The organism is Enterobacter soli ATCC BAA-2102, from assembly GCF_001654845.1.
In the GTDB taxonomy this organism is placed as follows: domain Bacteria; phylum Pseudomonadota; class Gammaproteobacteria; order Enterobacterales; family Enterobacteriaceae; genus Enterobacter; species Enterobacter soli.
Genome location: NZ_LXES01000046.1, coordinates 113,314 through 127,261 on the forward strand (window position 1 = coordinate 113,314; position 13,948 = coordinate 127,261).

At 52.6% G+C, this 13,948-nt stretch carries 12 protein-coding genes and 1 pseudogene; 9 read left to right on the forward strand and 4 right to left on the reverse strand.

Features of this window, described 5'->3' with window-relative positions:
* Window positions 1-101 precede the first annotated feature (101 nt).
* A complete protein-coding gene (gene hslJ / locus M987_RS17550) occupies window positions 102-542 on the forward strand; it encodes a heat shock protein HslJ (RefSeq protein ID WP_014070450.1) in 441 nt (146 codons plus the stop codon).
* Here the strand turns inward: hslJ and M987_RS17555 are convergent, their stop codons facing one another.
* Complete coding sequence (locus tag M987_RS17555) at window positions 543-809, reverse strand: putative hemolysin (RefSeq protein ID WP_014070451.1); 267 nt, start codon at window positions 807-809, stop codon at window positions 543-545.
* 271 nt (window positions 810-1,080) lie between these two features.
* Here M987_RS17555 and nifJ point away from each other — a divergent pair, with 271 nt between their 5' ends.
* From nifJ to ttcA, 7 genes and pseudogenes are all read left to right on the forward strand, one after another.
* Window positions 1,081-4,605 (forward strand): pyruvate:ferredoxin (flavodoxin) oxidoreductase, encoded by a 3,525-nt coding sequence (gene nifJ / locus M987_RS17560; RefSeq protein ID WP_014070452.1) that lies wholly within the window; start codon window positions 1,081-1,083, stop codon window positions 4,603-4,605.
* 392 nt (window positions 4,606-4,997) lie between these two features.
* Complete coding sequence (ompC, locus tag M987_RS17565; RefSeq protein ID WP_014070453.1) at window positions 4,998-6,107, forward strand: porin OmpC; 1,110 nt, start codon at window positions 4,998-5,000, stop codon at window positions 6,105-6,107.
* 200 nt (window positions 6,108-6,307) lie between these two features.
* Complete coding sequence (locus M987_RS24085; protein ID WP_014070454.1) at window positions 6,308-6,520, forward strand: KTSC domain-containing protein; 213 nt, start codon at window positions 6,308-6,310, stop codon at window positions 6,518-6,520.
* Window positions 6,521-6,554: 34 nt separating this feature from the next.
* Entirely contained in the window at window positions 6,555-6,680 is a 126-nt protein-coding gene (locus tag M987_RS25180; RefSeq protein ID WP_254916055.1) for a hypothetical protein, read from the forward strand.
* A 169-nt stretch (window positions 6,681-6,849) separates the two neighbouring features.
* Complete coding sequence (locus tag M987_RS17575; protein WP_014070455.1) at window positions 6,850-8,463, forward strand: mechanosensitive ion channel family protein; 1,614 nt, start codon at window positions 6,850-6,852, stop codon at window positions 8,461-8,463.
* Between the two features lie 86 nt (window positions 8,464-8,549).
* Window positions 8,550-8,741 (forward strand): annotated as a pseudogene (locus tag M987_RS24090) (tyrosine-type recombinase/integrase); the annotation flags it as partial.
* Between the two features lie 48 nt (window positions 8,742-8,789).
* The gene (gene ttcA, locus M987_RS17580; protein WP_014070456.1) at window positions 8,790-9,725 is read left to right on the forward strand and encodes a tRNA 2-thiocytidine(32) synthetase TtcA; all 936 of its coding nucleotides are present in this window, start codon (window positions 8,790-8,792) and stop codon (window positions 9,723-9,725) included.
* A gap of 46 nt (window positions 9,726-9,771) precedes the next feature.
* Here ttcA and dbpA read toward each other — a convergent pair whose 3' ends face one another.
* The 3 genes from dbpA to zntB form a co-directional block, all read right to left on the reverse strand.
* On the reverse strand, window positions 9,772-11,145 hold the full coding sequence (gene dbpA, locus M987_RS17585; RefSeq protein ID WP_014070457.1) for an ATP-dependent RNA helicase DbpA: 1,374 nt from the start codon (window positions 11,143-11,145) through the stop codon (window positions 9,772-9,774).
* 27 nt (window positions 11,146-11,172) lie between these two features.
* Entirely contained in the window at window positions 11,173-11,355 is a 183-nt protein-coding gene (gene ynaL, locus M987_RS25185; protein ID WP_014070458.1) for a proline-rich small protein YnaL, read from the reverse strand.
* Between the two features lie 275 nt (window positions 11,356-11,630).
* Window positions 11,631-12,614 (reverse strand): zinc transporter ZntB, encoded by a 984-nt coding sequence (zntB, locus tag M987_RS17590; protein ID WP_014070459.1) that lies wholly within the window; start codon window positions 12,612-12,614, stop codon window positions 11,631-11,633.
* A gap of 197 nt (window positions 12,615-12,811) precedes the next feature.
* On the opposite strand from zntB, the gene M987_RS17595 reads away from it, so the two are divergent.
* Window positions 12,812-13,936, forward strand: a complete 1,125-nt coding sequence (locus tag M987_RS17595) for a GGDEF domain-containing protein (protein ID WP_014070460.1) — start codon at window positions 12,812-12,814, stop codon at window positions 13,934-13,936.
* The last annotated feature ends 12 nt before the right edge of the window (window positions 13,937-13,948 follow it).

A 13,948-nucleotide genomic window follows, 5' to 3' on the forward strand; every position in this document is an offset into this window, starting at 1 on the left:
GGCCCGGTGTTCTCTCGCACTTTCAGATAAACCCCATTAACTCACACAGGAGTATCGTTACACTGTAATTGATTCACGGAATTTATAGTTTGAGAAGAAATATGAAAAAGCTCGTTGCGTTAAGTTTGTTCAGCCTGGTGCTCGCCGGCTGCGTTAATCCCGGTAAAGCGTCCGTTCAGGCAGATCAACTCCAGAACCATCGCTTCATTCTGGAAAATGTGGACGGTAAAGCCGTGACGACCACCGCAACGCGGCCTGAAATTAGCTTCAGTGGTGCGCAGTCAGATATTAGTCTGATCAAAAACATTACCGTTTCCGGCGTGATGTGTAATCGCTTTAGCGGCGAGGGGAAATTGTCCGAAGGCGAGCTTAAGGTTAAGACGCTGGCCATGACCCGCAAATTATGTACAGAGCCGCAGCTTAACGAGCTGGATCAGGCGATCGGCAATATGCTGCGCAAAGGGGCGCAGGTCGACCTGACTGAAGACCAGTTAACGCTGGCAACCGCGGAGAAAACGCTGACCTTTAAACGGGCAGAGTAATCAGTAGTTTCCGCAGGTTCCTACGGCAAGCGACTGTTCACTGCAACGTTTGCCGTTTGGCAGTGCGCACATCCCAATCGCGGAGCCGTCAAGTTGACGGGCAACGGATAGCGAGCCGCCAATCATCGCACAATTGGCCTGACCTGAGCTGGTCATTGCCGCTTTCATCCCCGGCGTAACGTGCGCGGCAGTCGCTTGCTGCACAGGTTCACTGCTACAGGCCGACAACAATAATGCGGCACACCCCACCCATAACGCTAAACGCATACTTTTTTCCCCATCAACAGTAACGAAACCTAAGCATAATAGGCATCACACCGCGCTGCGTCGAGTGCCAGAATGCGTATTTATGCATTCAGGAAACAAATGCTCACGTTTTTTTTGCCAAAAAGTTGATCTACTCATTGATGCAGAGAATACCGAGGACACAAAAGCGAAAATCGAAAAACCCGACCTTTGCTAAAATAAGGGAATAATTATCAGGATCCGTAGCGGTTTCACGGGTCCCCTTTTTTGCGCAATGTAAGGGTGTCGTCTTATGCAAACTATTGACGGTAATGGTGCTGTCGCGTCAGTCGCGTTCCGTACCAGCGAAGTTATCGCCATCTACCCAATTACGCCAAGTTCAACCATGGCTGAGCAGGCAGATGCCTGGGCGGGGAACGGGTTAAAAAATGTCTGGGGCGATGTTCCCAGAGTAGTCGAAATGCAGTCAGAAGCCGGGGCCATTGCTGCTGTGCATGGTGCACTTCAGACCGGTGCCCTTTCCACGTCATTCACCTCCTCCCAGGGATTGCTGTTGATGATCCCGACGCTGTACAAGCTGGCAGGACAACTGACCCCCTTTGTATTGCACGTGGCGGCGCGCACCGTTGCCACCCACGCGCTCTCCATTTTTGGCGATCACTCTGACGTCATGGCCGTACGCCAGACCGGCTGTGCCATGCTCTGTGCCAGCAGCGTTCAGGAAGCCCAGGACTTCGCGCTGATTTCCCATATCGCCACCCTCAAGAGCCGCGTACCGTTTATTCATTTCTTTGATGGTTTCCGCACCTCGCATGAAATCAACAAAATTGTTCCCCTGGCGGATGACACTATCCTGAACCTGCTGCCGCAGGCAGAGATCGACGCCCATCGCGCCCGCGCCCTGAATCCGGAACATCCGGTTATTCGCGGCACGTCTGCCAACCCGGACACCTACTTCCAGTCACGTGAAGCGACAAACCCGTGGTACAACGCCGTTTACGACCACGTTGAACAAGCGATGAACGACTTCGCCACCGCGACCGGGCGTGAATATAAGCCGTTTGAATACTACGGTCACCCGCAGGCGGAACGCGTCATCGTGCTGATGGGGTCTGCAATTGGCACCTGTGAAGAGGTGGTGGATGAACTTCTGACCCGTGGCGAAAAAGTCGGTGTGCTGAAAGTGCGCCTTTATCGCCCGTTCTCGGCAAAACACCTGCTCTCTGCCCTACCGGAAAGCGCCCGTAGCGTTGCCGTGCTCGACCGTACAAAAGAGCCTGGCGCACATGCCGAGCCGTTGTATCTGGACGTGATGACCGCCCTGGCGGAAGCCTTCAACAGCGGTGAGCGCGAAACCTTACCGCGTGTCATTGGCGGCCGGTACGGTCTTTCCTCCAAAGAGTTTGGCCCGGACTGCGTGTTCGCGGTGTTTAATGAACTGGCTGAAGCGAAGCCAAAGCCGCGCTTTACGGTCGGCATTTATGATGACGTCACCAATCTTTCTCTGGTGTTACCGGAAAACACGCTGCCATCCAAAGCGAAGCTTGAAGCACTGTTCTACGGATTAGGCAGTGATGGTAGCGTCTCGGCAACCAAGAACAACATCAAGATCATCGGTAACTCGACGCCGTGGTATGCGCAGGGTTATTTCGTGTATGACTCGAAAAAAGCCGGTGGTCTGACCGTTTCTCACCTGCGCGTCAGCGAGCACCCGATCCGTTCTGCATACCTGGTGTCGCAGGCAGATTTTGTCGGCTGCCATCAGTTGCAGTTTATCGACAAATACCAGATGGCCGAACGCCTGAAACCCGGCGGTATTTTCCTGCTCAATACGCCGTACAGCGCAGATGAAGTCTGGTCGCGCCTGCCGCAGGAAGTGCAGGCGGTTCTCAATCAGAAAAAAGCACGCTTCTTTGTGGTCAACGCGGCAAAAATTGCGCGTGAGTGCGGGCTTGCTGCCCGTATTAACACCGTCATGCAGATGGCTTTCTTCCACCTGACCAACATTCTGCCGGGCGACAGCGCGCTGGCGGAGTTGCAGGGTGCGATTGCCAAAAGCTACAGCAGCAAAGGTCAGGAGCTGGTTGAACGTAACTGGCAGGCGCTAGCGCTGGCACGCGAATCCTTATTCGAAGTGCCTTTACAGCAGGTGAATGCCGCCAGCCCTAACCGTCCGCCAGTGGTTTCTGACGCTGCCCCTGACTTTGTTAAAACCGTTACCGCTGCCATGCTGGCAGGCCTGGGTGATGCCCTTCCTGTTTCGGCATTGCCGCCAGACGGAACCTGGCCGATGGGTACCACTCGCTGGGAAAAACGCAACATTGCCGAAGAGATCCCAATCTGGAAAGAAGAGCTGTGTACGCAGTGTAACCACTGCGTTGCTGCCTGCCCGCACTCTGCCATTCGCGCCAAAGTGGTGTCACCGGAAGCGATGGAAAATGCCCCAGCCAGCCTGCATTCGCTGGATGTAAAATCTCGCGATATGCGCGGACAGAAATATGTTCTCCAGGTCGCACCGGAAGATTGCACCGGCTGTAACCTGTGCGTGGAAGTTTGCCCGGCGAAAGATCGTCAGAACCCGGAAATTAAAGCCATCAATATGATGTCGCGTCTGGAGCACGTGGAAGAGGAGAAAGTGAATTATGACTTCTTCCTGGATCTGCCAGAAATCGACCGCAGCAAACTGGAACGTATCGACATCCGTACTTCGCAGCTGATTACCCCGCTGTTTGAGTACTCAGGTGCCTGCTCTGGCTGCGGTGAAACCCCGTATATCAAGCTGCTGACCCAGCTCTACGGTGACCGCATGTTGATTGCCAATGCCACTGGCTGTTCATCTATTTACGGGGGCAACCTGCCATCAACACCGTACACCACCGATGCCAACGGGCGCGGCCCGGCATGGGCGAACTCCCTGTTTGAAGATAACGCAGAATTCGGCCTGGGGTTCCGTCTTACGGTCGATCAGCATCGTGCCCGCGTGATGCGCCTGCTGGAACAGTTTGCCGATAAGATCCCGGCTGAGCTGAACGATGCCCTGCACTCAGATGCAACACCAGAAGTGCGCCGCGAGCAGGTGGCGGCGCTGCGCACTGCACTCCAGGGCGTAGACGGTGCAGAGCAGTTGCTAACCGATGCCGATGCGCTGGTTGAGAAATCTATCTGGCTGATTGGCGGTGACGGCTGGGCTTATGATATTGGCTTCGGCGGCCTGGATCATGTGCTGAGCCTGACCGAAAACGTCAATATTCTGGTGCTGGATACGCAGTGTTATTCCAACACCGGTGGCCAGGCCTCAAAAGCTACCCCGCTGGGTGCGGTCACGAAGTTTGGCGAACACGGGAAACGCAAAGCGCGTAAAGATCTGGGCGTCAGCATGATGATGTATGGCCACGTCTATGTCGCGCAGATTTCACTGGGAGCTCAGCTTAACCAGACGGTGAAAGCCATTCAGGAAGCGGAGGCTTACCCGGGTCCGTCACTGATTATCGCCTACAGCCCTTGTGAAGAGCATGGTTACGATCTGGCGCTCAGCCACGATCAGATGCGCCAGCTCACCGCCACCGGGTTCTGGCCACTGTATCGCTTCGATCCGCGTCGTGCTGATGAAGGCAAATTGCCTCTGGCGCTGGATTCGCGTCCACCGTCAGATGCGCTGGCCGAGACATTAATGCAGGAACAGCGTTTCCGTCGCCTGAATGCGCAGCAGCCTGAGGTAGCTGAGCAGCTCTGGAAAGATGCGGCCGCCGACCTGCAAAAGCGCTATGACTTCCTGGCCCAAATGGCAGGTAAAGCGGAAAAATCCACCAACGAATAATCACTCAAGCCCGGCATGTCCGGGCTTTTTTTATTCTGGGCAAAAAAATGCCCGATGCATTCGCATCGGGCGCATTCAGTTTATTTCCGAAAACTCTTTATTTAATTAAATAAGATTCACCGGAATAATGAATAAATATCTTAAAGGCATATAACGGCGTAGAGCCTACCCTCTTTCTCGCCACATTAATAATTTTTATTCTGTATATTTTGTGGCTATACATTCATGAAACTTATCATCATTTCAGCAGCATCATTCTGTTGAGATTTTACTTAATCGGTAACAATTATATTTTATTACTCTCATGTCAGAGTGATTTAGCATGGGACATCTTTCCAGTCAGGAAAGTTCAATCAGTAATTAAATAAAAACAACTGCAAAGGAATATCACAATGCAAAGAAAAGTACTGGCTCTTATGATTCCGGCTCTTTTAATCGCCGGCGCAGCGAATGCAGCTGAAATTTACAACAAAGATGGCAACAAATTAGATCTGTACGGAAAAGTAGATGGTCTGCATTACTTTTCTGACGATAAAGGCGCGGATGGCGATCAAACCTACATGCGTCTGGGCTTCAAGGGTGAAACCCAGATTAACAACACGATGACCGGCTACGCACAGTGGGAATACAACGTTCAGGCGAACAATACTGAAGGCTCTGACAACCAGTCCTGGACGCGTCTGGCGTTCGCGGGTGTCAAAGTTGGCGACTACGGTTCATTCGATTATGGTCGTAACTACGGCGTGCTGTACGACGTGGAAGGCTGGACCGATATGCTGCCAGAGTTCGGTGGCGATTCTTACACCAAAGCGGACAACTTCATGACTGGCCGTGCTAACGGTGTTGCAACCTACCGTAATACCGACTTCTACGGCCTGGTGCAGGGTCTGAACTTTGCCTTGCAGTACCAGGGCAAAAATGAAAGCGCCAGCAACAATCAGGAAGGAACCAACAACGGTCGCGATACGCGTCACGAGAACGGCGACGGTTTCGGTATCTCCACCACCTATGATTTCGGCATGGGTATCAGCGCCGGTGCAGCTTACGCCTCTTCTGACCGTTCAAATGATCAGGTTCGCAACACCACTGCGGGCGGCGATAAAGCCGATGCCTGGACTGCTGGCCTGAAATATGATGCCAACAATATCTACCTGGCAACCATGTATTCCGAAACCCGCAATATGACTCCTTACGGTGACAACGAAAACGCGGTTGCTAACAAAACGCAGAACTTCGAAATCACTGCGCAATACCAGTTTGATTTCGGTCTGCGTCCGGCCATTTCTTACCTGCAATCGAAAGGGAAAGACCTGGGTAACGGCGAAGGCGATAAAGATCTGGTTAAATATGCTGACGTAGGCGCAACCTATTATTTCAACAAAAACATGTCCACCTATGTTGATTATAAAATCAACCTGCTGGACGAAGATGACGCATTCTACAAAAACAACGGTATCGGTACGGATGATATCGTAGCGTTAGGTCTGGTTTACCAGTTCTAATTCTTCTGGCCCGCGTGCAAACGCGGGCTATTAATTTATCGCCACAAATTGTTTAATTGAATTTACCCCTCCTTATTACCATTTCTTACTGCGCCTGATATCTGCCCATTTACTTAACTGATTTGAATTTACGTATTGCGCCCTGCACCTTTCATGGTGGATGATGGTTCTCCCCGTTACGCCGTCAGGGAGAGCCCATCATGAACCACCATCCAGTCAGATCATCACGCATCTCATCGATTGCCTACGACGAAAACAGTGCTACCCTCGAGATACGGTTTCATGATCGCTCTGCTTTCCAGTATCAACGTGTCCCCGCTCGCATTTTTCGGGATTTCCTGAGCGTAGTGTCTAAAGGCCGCTTTTATGACGGCGTCGTTAAAGGTAAGTTTAAAGAGGTCAAAGTATATTGAACCGGACCTTTCAGCATGAATAAGGACATTCGCATTGTTTAGTCGTATCTCCGTGGTTGTACTCGCCCTTCTTGCATTCATGTGGATGGCGTTGATTTTCGATATTGGCGGTATCGTTAGCCATCTTGGCGACTTTCTGAACCATTTAGACAGCTATTAATCTACTCTTACCCTCCTGCATCATTGTTGATGAACATCCCGGCAGCCATCGCCTTGCTTAAGGTGAATGTTGCACAACCGGGCAACTGGTCTATGCTCAGAAAGTTCATGTCTGCCGGTTAGCTGGCTGCCTGAAAATAATGATAATTTCGTGTTATCGGGTGGTGGGTATGAATAAGAGAGTGCTCGCATTTCTGACGTGTGTGGTATCGCTTTTCGCCTTCTGTTCTTTTGCGGCAGAACCCCGTCAGGAGCCAACTGACCAGGAGCAAGCCCGCACGGTTTATATCTTCCATCACCCCATTGTTATGCTTCAGGCAAAATTCGGGCTCACTACGCCAGAAGAGCGCGTGCTACGCATCCGCAACACGCTGCGCCATTTCGAACATGCGGATCTTCTCGACCCCCTGGAAATCGTCCCTGTCACCCGCTATAACCAGCCGGGAAGACTGTTCGTGATGAATGGCAAACCTTTGATGCTGCTGGCGCAGGCAGATCTGGATGAGGGAGACGATCTGACTCTGGACCAGGCTGCACAACGCGTGCTGGTGCGCCTGGAAGCACAGCGAACGGCACTTCGCGATCAATTCAATACCGGCTGGCTTGTCCTTTCTGCGGTTAAGACGGTTGCCGGTCTGGCTCTATTTCTGCTCGTTGGCTATGGCGCGTGGCGCTCATGGCGTTGGGTACGACAATGTTATCGCCGCCAGATTGCTGAAAACCGGGGCTGGATCCCCAAGAGCTGGCGCCGTTATACAGGAGCAATTGAAGCGCGTCTGTATGGCTTACTGATGATATTGCTGGGGATTGTGACTTTTTACGTCTGGTTAAGCTGGGCATTAAGTTTGTTCCCCTGGACACGGGTCTGGGCCACGTCGCTGGGTGACTGGTCACTGCGAGTCGTACGTCAGATAGCCCTGTCCATCGTCTCTGCATTACCGGGCCTGATGATAGTTTTGATTATTTTCATTATCACTGCCTTTATTCTGAAGTTGCTCAAAATGGTACTCCGCCAGGTTGAAGCCGGTCGTTTACAGTTTCCGGGGCTTCACCCTGAGACCGTCGGGGCAACGCGTAAACTTATCTCCGTGATAGTGTGGCTATTTGCCCTTTCCGCCGCGTACCCTTTCCTGCCCGGCGCAAATTCACTGGCCTTTAAAGGCATTAGCGTCTTCTTTGGCCTGATGTTAACGCTCGGCTCGGCTGGCGTAATGAATCACGCCATGAGTGGCCTGGTCCTCATTTATTCAAGAGCCCTGAGAAAAGGAGATATCATTCGGGTGGCAGATAACGAAGGCGAAGTCAGCGAAATCGGGATGCTCGCCACCAAAATCATCACGCGCGAAAACTACGTGGTGACCGTGCCCAATGCGGTTGTGGTGAGTGGCAAGATTGTTAACCTCAGTGCGCATAATAAAGATGGCAGCATCAACTTAACCGTCGGCGTGACCATTGGGTACGACACCCCGTGGCGGCAGGTTCACGCCATGCTTGAGCTGGCAGCCAAACGCGCAAGCTGTGTTGATCTGACGCACCCGCCGCTGGTGCGCCAGCTGGAACTGATGGACTGGTACATAGCCTATGAGCTCCAGGTGAGACTGTTGCCCGGGCAGCCCCTGGCCATCGCGCGTAATGCGTTGTACAGCAACATTCAGGATGTGTTCAATGAATTCAACGTTCAGATCATGTCGCCGAATTTTGTCATGCAGCCTGAAGGGAACATCATTGTCGCGCAAGAAAACTGGTATGCCGCCCCCGCTGCACCACCCAAGCGTGAAGGGTAATACGGCATAGTCATTCCTGCGGCGGAGTATCAAAAAGTGCCTTCTGTTTCTGCGCCTGTACTGCGCAAGGCGCGTTAAAAGCCGACTACGCTTTATCAAGTACCGATGCCAGATCAAACGCCGCTGTAAAACGTGCTGGAATTCGTCGCCGGAATCCGTACCATACGCGACATACTTTTGCCTGCTGGCTTTTATCCGCTGGCGCTAACCCCTCTTTCATCGTGAGCCAGATGGGGCATGAAAACGCGCAAATGGTTTATGACGTCTGCAATGCGTAGATCAAAGAATTGAATAAATGCCCCTTTTGGTTCCATAGGTAGTAATAAATGCAACAAAATCAAGACATTAACAAGAAAGAACAATACAACCTGAACAAATTACAAAAGCGTCTGCGCCGTAACGTGGGCGAAGCAATTGCTGACTTCAACATGATTGAAGAAGGCGATCGCATCATGGTCTGCCTCTCCGGGGGGAAAGACAGTTACACCATGCTGGAGATCCTGCGCAATCTTCAGCAGAGCGCGCCAGTGAATTTTTCACTGGTGGCGGTAAACCTCGACCAGAAACAGCCAGGTTTCCCGGAGCATATTCTTCCTGAGTATCTGGAGAAGCTCGGCGTCGAATATAAAATCGTCGAAGAAAATACCTACGGTATCGTGAAAGAGAAGATCCCTGAGGGCAAAACCACCTGCTCTCTGTGCTCGCGTCTGCGCCGCGGCATCCTTTACCGTACGGCAACCGAACTGGGCGCAACCAAAATTGCGCTGGGCCATCACCGCGATGACATCCTGCAAACGCTGTTCCTGAACATGTTCTACGGCGGCAAAATGAAAGGGATGCCACCAAAACTGATGAGCGATGACGGAAAGCACATCGTTATCCGCCCCCTCGCGTATTGCCGCGAGAAGGACATCGAGCGTTTCTCTCAGGCGAAATGCTTCCCAATTATTCCTTGCAACCTGTGTGGTTCGCAGCCGAACCTGCAACGTCAGGTGATTGGCGATATGCTGCGTGACTGGGACAAACGCTATCCGGGCCGTATCGAAACCATGTTCAGTGCCATGCAGAACGTTGTGCCTTCGCACCTGGCGGACGTAGAGCTGTTTGACTTTAAAGGGATTAACCACGACTCAGAAGTGGTGAACGGCGGCGATCTGGCGTTTGATCGTGAAGAAATCCCAATGCAGCCGACTGGCTGGCAACCGGAAGAAGATGACGCCCAGCTTGATGAACTGCGTCTGAACGTCGTTGAAGTGAAGTAATCCGTTAGCGTCCCGAACTGGCTTCGGGACGCTACCTTCCTGCCGCTTACTTAAGCAGGCGAACCCGGCAGGCTTTGCCTTTAATTTTGCCGTTCTGCAACTGCTTCCATGCTTTCTGCGCCACTGACTGGCGAACAGCAACATAAACGTGTGCCGGATGCACGGCAATCTTCCCGATATCCGCCCCGTCCAGACCAATATCGCCGGTCAATGCACCCAACACATCACCCGGACGCATTTTGGCTTTTTTACCGCCATCAATACACAGCGTCGCCATTTCTGCATCCAGCGGCACAATGCTGACATTACCCGGCGCGCTGACCCAGTTCAGCTTAAGTTGCAGCATTTCTGACAGAATATTGGCTCGCTGTGCCTCTTCCGGCGCGCAGAAACTGATTGCCAGACCACTATTCCCGGCGCGGGCAGTACGGCCGATACGGTGTACGTGCACTTCGGGATCCCAGGCCAGCTCAAAGTTAACCACCAGCTCCAGAGATTTAATATCCAGGCCTCGTGCCGCAACGTCGGTTGCCACCAGCACGCGCGCACTGCCATTGGCAAAACGCACCAGCGTTTGATCGCGGTCGCGCTGCTCAAGATCGCCATGCAGTGATAACGCGCTCTGCCCGGCAGCATTCAGCGCATCGCATACGGACTGACAATCTTTTTTGGTATTACAGAACACCACGCAGGACGCAGGTTTATGCTGGCTCAGCAGCTTTTGCAGCAGCGTAATTTTGCCCTGTTGTGAGGTTTCGAAGAACTGTTGCTCAATGGCAGGCAACGCATCGACGGTATCAATCTCGATGGTTAATGGATTTTTCTGTACCCGGCCGCTGATTGCCGCAATGGCTTCAGGCCAGGTCGCAGAAAACAGCAACGTCTGACGATCGGCAGGTGCAAAGCGGATGACTTCGTCGATGGCGTCGCTAAAGCCCATATCCAGCATTCGGTCTGCTTCATCCATAACCAGCGTTTGCAGCGCATCAAGAGATACAGTGCCTTTTTGCAGGTGATCCAGTAAACGCCCCGGGGTTGCCACAATAATGTGCGGAGCGTGCTGGAGTGAATCGCGCTGTGCACCGAACGGTTGTCCGCCGCACAACGTCAGAATTTTGGTGTTCGGCAGAAAACGCGCCAGTCGACGCAGTTCACCGGCGACTTGATCCGCCAGTTCACGAGTCGGGCACAGCACTAAAGACTGGGTCTTAAAAAGTGCGACATCTATATGCTGCAACAGCCCAAGACCAAATGCAGCCGTTTTTCCACTGCCCGTTTTTGCCTGTACGCGTACATCACGGCCTTCAAGAATGGCGGGCAGCGCAGCCGCCTGAACAGGGGTCATAGTGAGGTAACCCAACTCGTTAAGGTTATCGAGTTGGGCAGCGGGCAGAACATTCAGGGTAGAAAATGCGGTCACAATATACTCTCGCGGTCATCTTTGCAGTCAGATGGCGCGTATCCTCGCAGATCTCGGGGTTTGATGCGACATTTTAATCGGTTCTTCATCGGGTGGCGGGTCGGGCATCGGTTGCGGACGCGGGATGGGGTCCGGCATCGGTACAGGATCGTTAGGTTCAGGACCAATCGGAATGGAATTTACTCGTTGAAGAGTGGCCAGGATGCTCATCTTTCCCTCCAGGGTTGGGCGCTCTCCCTTTTTAGGGTAGACGCTGAAGAACAGGAGGCAAAAAAAAAGCCGACTATTAAGTCGGCGTCGTACGAATCAATTGTGCTATGCAGTAATTCAAAAAAGGAAGTAAGACAATATGGAGCGCAACGCCCATCGCTTGACGTTGCATTCACCTGCGGGAGTAATATTGCACCTTACGGGGTATGTGTTTATTGACTTCGCTCAAGTAAAATAGCGTTTTGAGGCTCTCATCGAAGCCAAAAAACGTAATTTTACAACCATTTACTACGATGCAACCACCACGCAACACCACCTATCAAAACGACTAACATGATGCAAAAGGAAATGAATCCATACCGGTAGGCACCACCGGGGATCCCGCCCAGGTTCACACCAAACAGCCCGGTCAGGAAGGTGCTCGGCAAAAAGACCATCGCCATCAGCGACATCGTATAGGTTCTCCTCGCCAGGGATTCTTGCATCACCTGCGCGATTTCATCGGCCATCACCGCCGTTCTGGCGATACAGGAGTCAATTTCGTCCAGACCTCGTCCTAACCTGTCGGCGATATCCTGCATCCTGCGGCGCTGATCATCGTTCATCCAGTTAAGGCGCTCACTGGCCAGACGCGCGTAGACATCGCGCTGGGGCGTCATGTAGCGACGCATCACAATCAACTGCTTTCGCAGCAGCGCGAGAAAACCGCGCGGGGGGATCTGCTGATCGAGCAAATTATCTTCCAGGTCGATAATTTTATCGTGCAGTTCCTCGATAAACTCGCTGGCGTGATCGGTCAGGGCGTCACAGACATCCACCAGCCATCCGCCGCAATCCGCCGGCCCGGTGCCCTCTTTTAGATCGTTGACCACGTCATCCAGCGCCAGCACTTTGCGCTGACGTGTAGAGACAATCATTCGTTCATCCATATACACGCGCATCGCCACCAGCTGGTCGGGACGTTCATCGGTACTGCCGTTAATACAGCGCAGCGTAATCAGCGTACCGTCCCCCATCCTGCTGACTCGTGGACGCAGGCTCTCTCCCGAAAGCGCATCCCGAACATTGTTTGGCAACAGCGGGGTTGTGGCCAGCCACTGAGCGCTATCCGGGTGGGTGTAGTTCAGGTGCAGCCAGCAAGGATGCTGATTGTCGATGTCATCACCGTTTTCCAGCGGCCTCGCGCCGCCGCGACCATCGAGCAGCCACGCAAAAACCGCGTCAGGAACGTTAACCTCAGACCCTTTAATGCTATCCACAGCACCTCCACCTTTTTGACTCTTTGGTTGTCAGTCTAGCTTTCACTTAACGTTAAGCAATAAATATGTCCAGCATCGCGCTGAATTAGCTCAGGAATTGCACATTATCCTTCAGGTTTAAGTAGACAGGTACAGGTAAATCGTTAGAGTTAATGAAATGCTGCCGTTTTGATCTAAATGTATCCCGGAGTGAGCTGGTGACAACAAAAAAGCCCTGTGCTGCATTCGATTTTCGCCTGGCGGAAATGCGCGCAATTGCCATCAAAACCAGCATGACCTGGTTCCTGTGGGTGAACATTTTATTCTCGTTGTTCCTGCTGGGACGGCGCTATTTTTCTACGGTTGATACCTTAACCGCGCCTCTTAATCCCGCCGGATTGCTGGAAACCATGATGGTTATCGACCTGACGCTTTCGGCCGGGGTTTTGTTTATCCTGCGTATGGCGCCACTCCAGAACGCATCCTGGCTCCGGCATCTGGCAAAAGGGGTGGTCGTCGGGATAAGTCTTTGTTGGTCAGTCTGTTTTTACGTGCTAATTGCCAGCGGTGACATGCGTTTAATTTTTCCGTTTGCTGCCCTGCTGCTTTTTACCGCACTTATTTCGCTCTATTTCGACCCGAAAGTGTTGTTGAGCTTTATCGCACCGGTGTGGCTAACCATCCTGGTCACTAGCCTTTTTTATCCCTCTAACCTTACCGTGCTGAACGCATTGTTGTGGATACTGCTGGCCGGGATGATTGAATCCGGTCGTCGGATCCTCAACAGCTGGTTCATCCTTGCACTACGTCGTGAACAGGAAAATGCGGACCTTATTCAACAACTGGGGCAGCTTGCCAGCAAAGACCCGTTAACCGGTATCGCAAACCGCCGCACATTTGAAACCCGAATGGATCAGGAAATTATCAGACACCAGCGTGAAGGCACCGAATTCGGGCTGATTATGCTCGATGTCGATCATTTCAAGCTTTACAACGACTACTATGGCCACCAGGGCGGTGACCGCTGCCTGATGATGATTGCCCGCGTACTTGAAAGCGCCACGCGCGATAACCACGGCGTTGTCGGGCGCTTTGGCGGCGAAGAGTTTATCGTGCTATTGCCCGATCCCGGCCAGTTGCAGAGCACAGCGGCGGCGATAGCCAGTACATTGCAATCTCAGGCACAGGCTCATGCCCTTTCCCCGATCAACCCTCTCGTTACAGTAAGCCAGGGGTTAGCAACATGGGAAGTTGGGCAAACGGCCCAATCGGTCATTGCCCGGGCTGACAAGGCGCTCTACAGCGCAAAGCAGCAAGGACGAAATCGCTGGGTGCAGGCGTAAAAAAAGAGCCTG

Bases quoted from the DNA above. Each gene is read 5' to 3' on its own strand.
- ynaL (WP_014070458.1), bottom strand. From the start codon at position 11,355: ATGAGCATCCTGGCCACTCTTCAACGAGTAAATTCCATTCCGATTGGT.
- M987_RS24085 (WP_014070454.1), top strand. From the start codon at position 6,308: ATGAACCACCATCCAGTCAGATCATCACGCATCTCATCGATTGCCTAC.
- hslJ (WP_014070450.1), top strand. From the start codon at position 102: ATGAAAAAGCTCGTTGCGTTAAGTTTGTTCAGCCTGGTGCTCGCCGGC.
- nifJ (WP_014070452.1), top strand. From the start codon at position 1,081: ATGCAAACTATTGACGGTAATGGTGCTGTCGCGTCAGTCGCGTTCCGT.
- M987_RS17575 (WP_014070455.1), top strand. From the start codon at position 6,850: ATGAATAAGAGAGTGCTCGCATTTCTGACGTGTGTGGTATCGCTTTTC.
- ompC (WP_014070453.1), top strand. From the start codon at position 4,998: ATGCAAAGAAAAGTACTGGCTCTTATGATTCCGGCTCTTTTAATCGCC.
- M987_RS17555 (WP_014070451.1), bottom strand. From the start codon at position 809: ATGCGTTTAGCGTTATGGGTGGGGTGTGCCGCATTATTGTTGTCGGCC.
- ttcA (WP_014070456.1), top strand. From the start codon at position 8,790: ATGCAACAAAATCAAGACATTAACAAGAAAGAACAATACAACCTGAAC.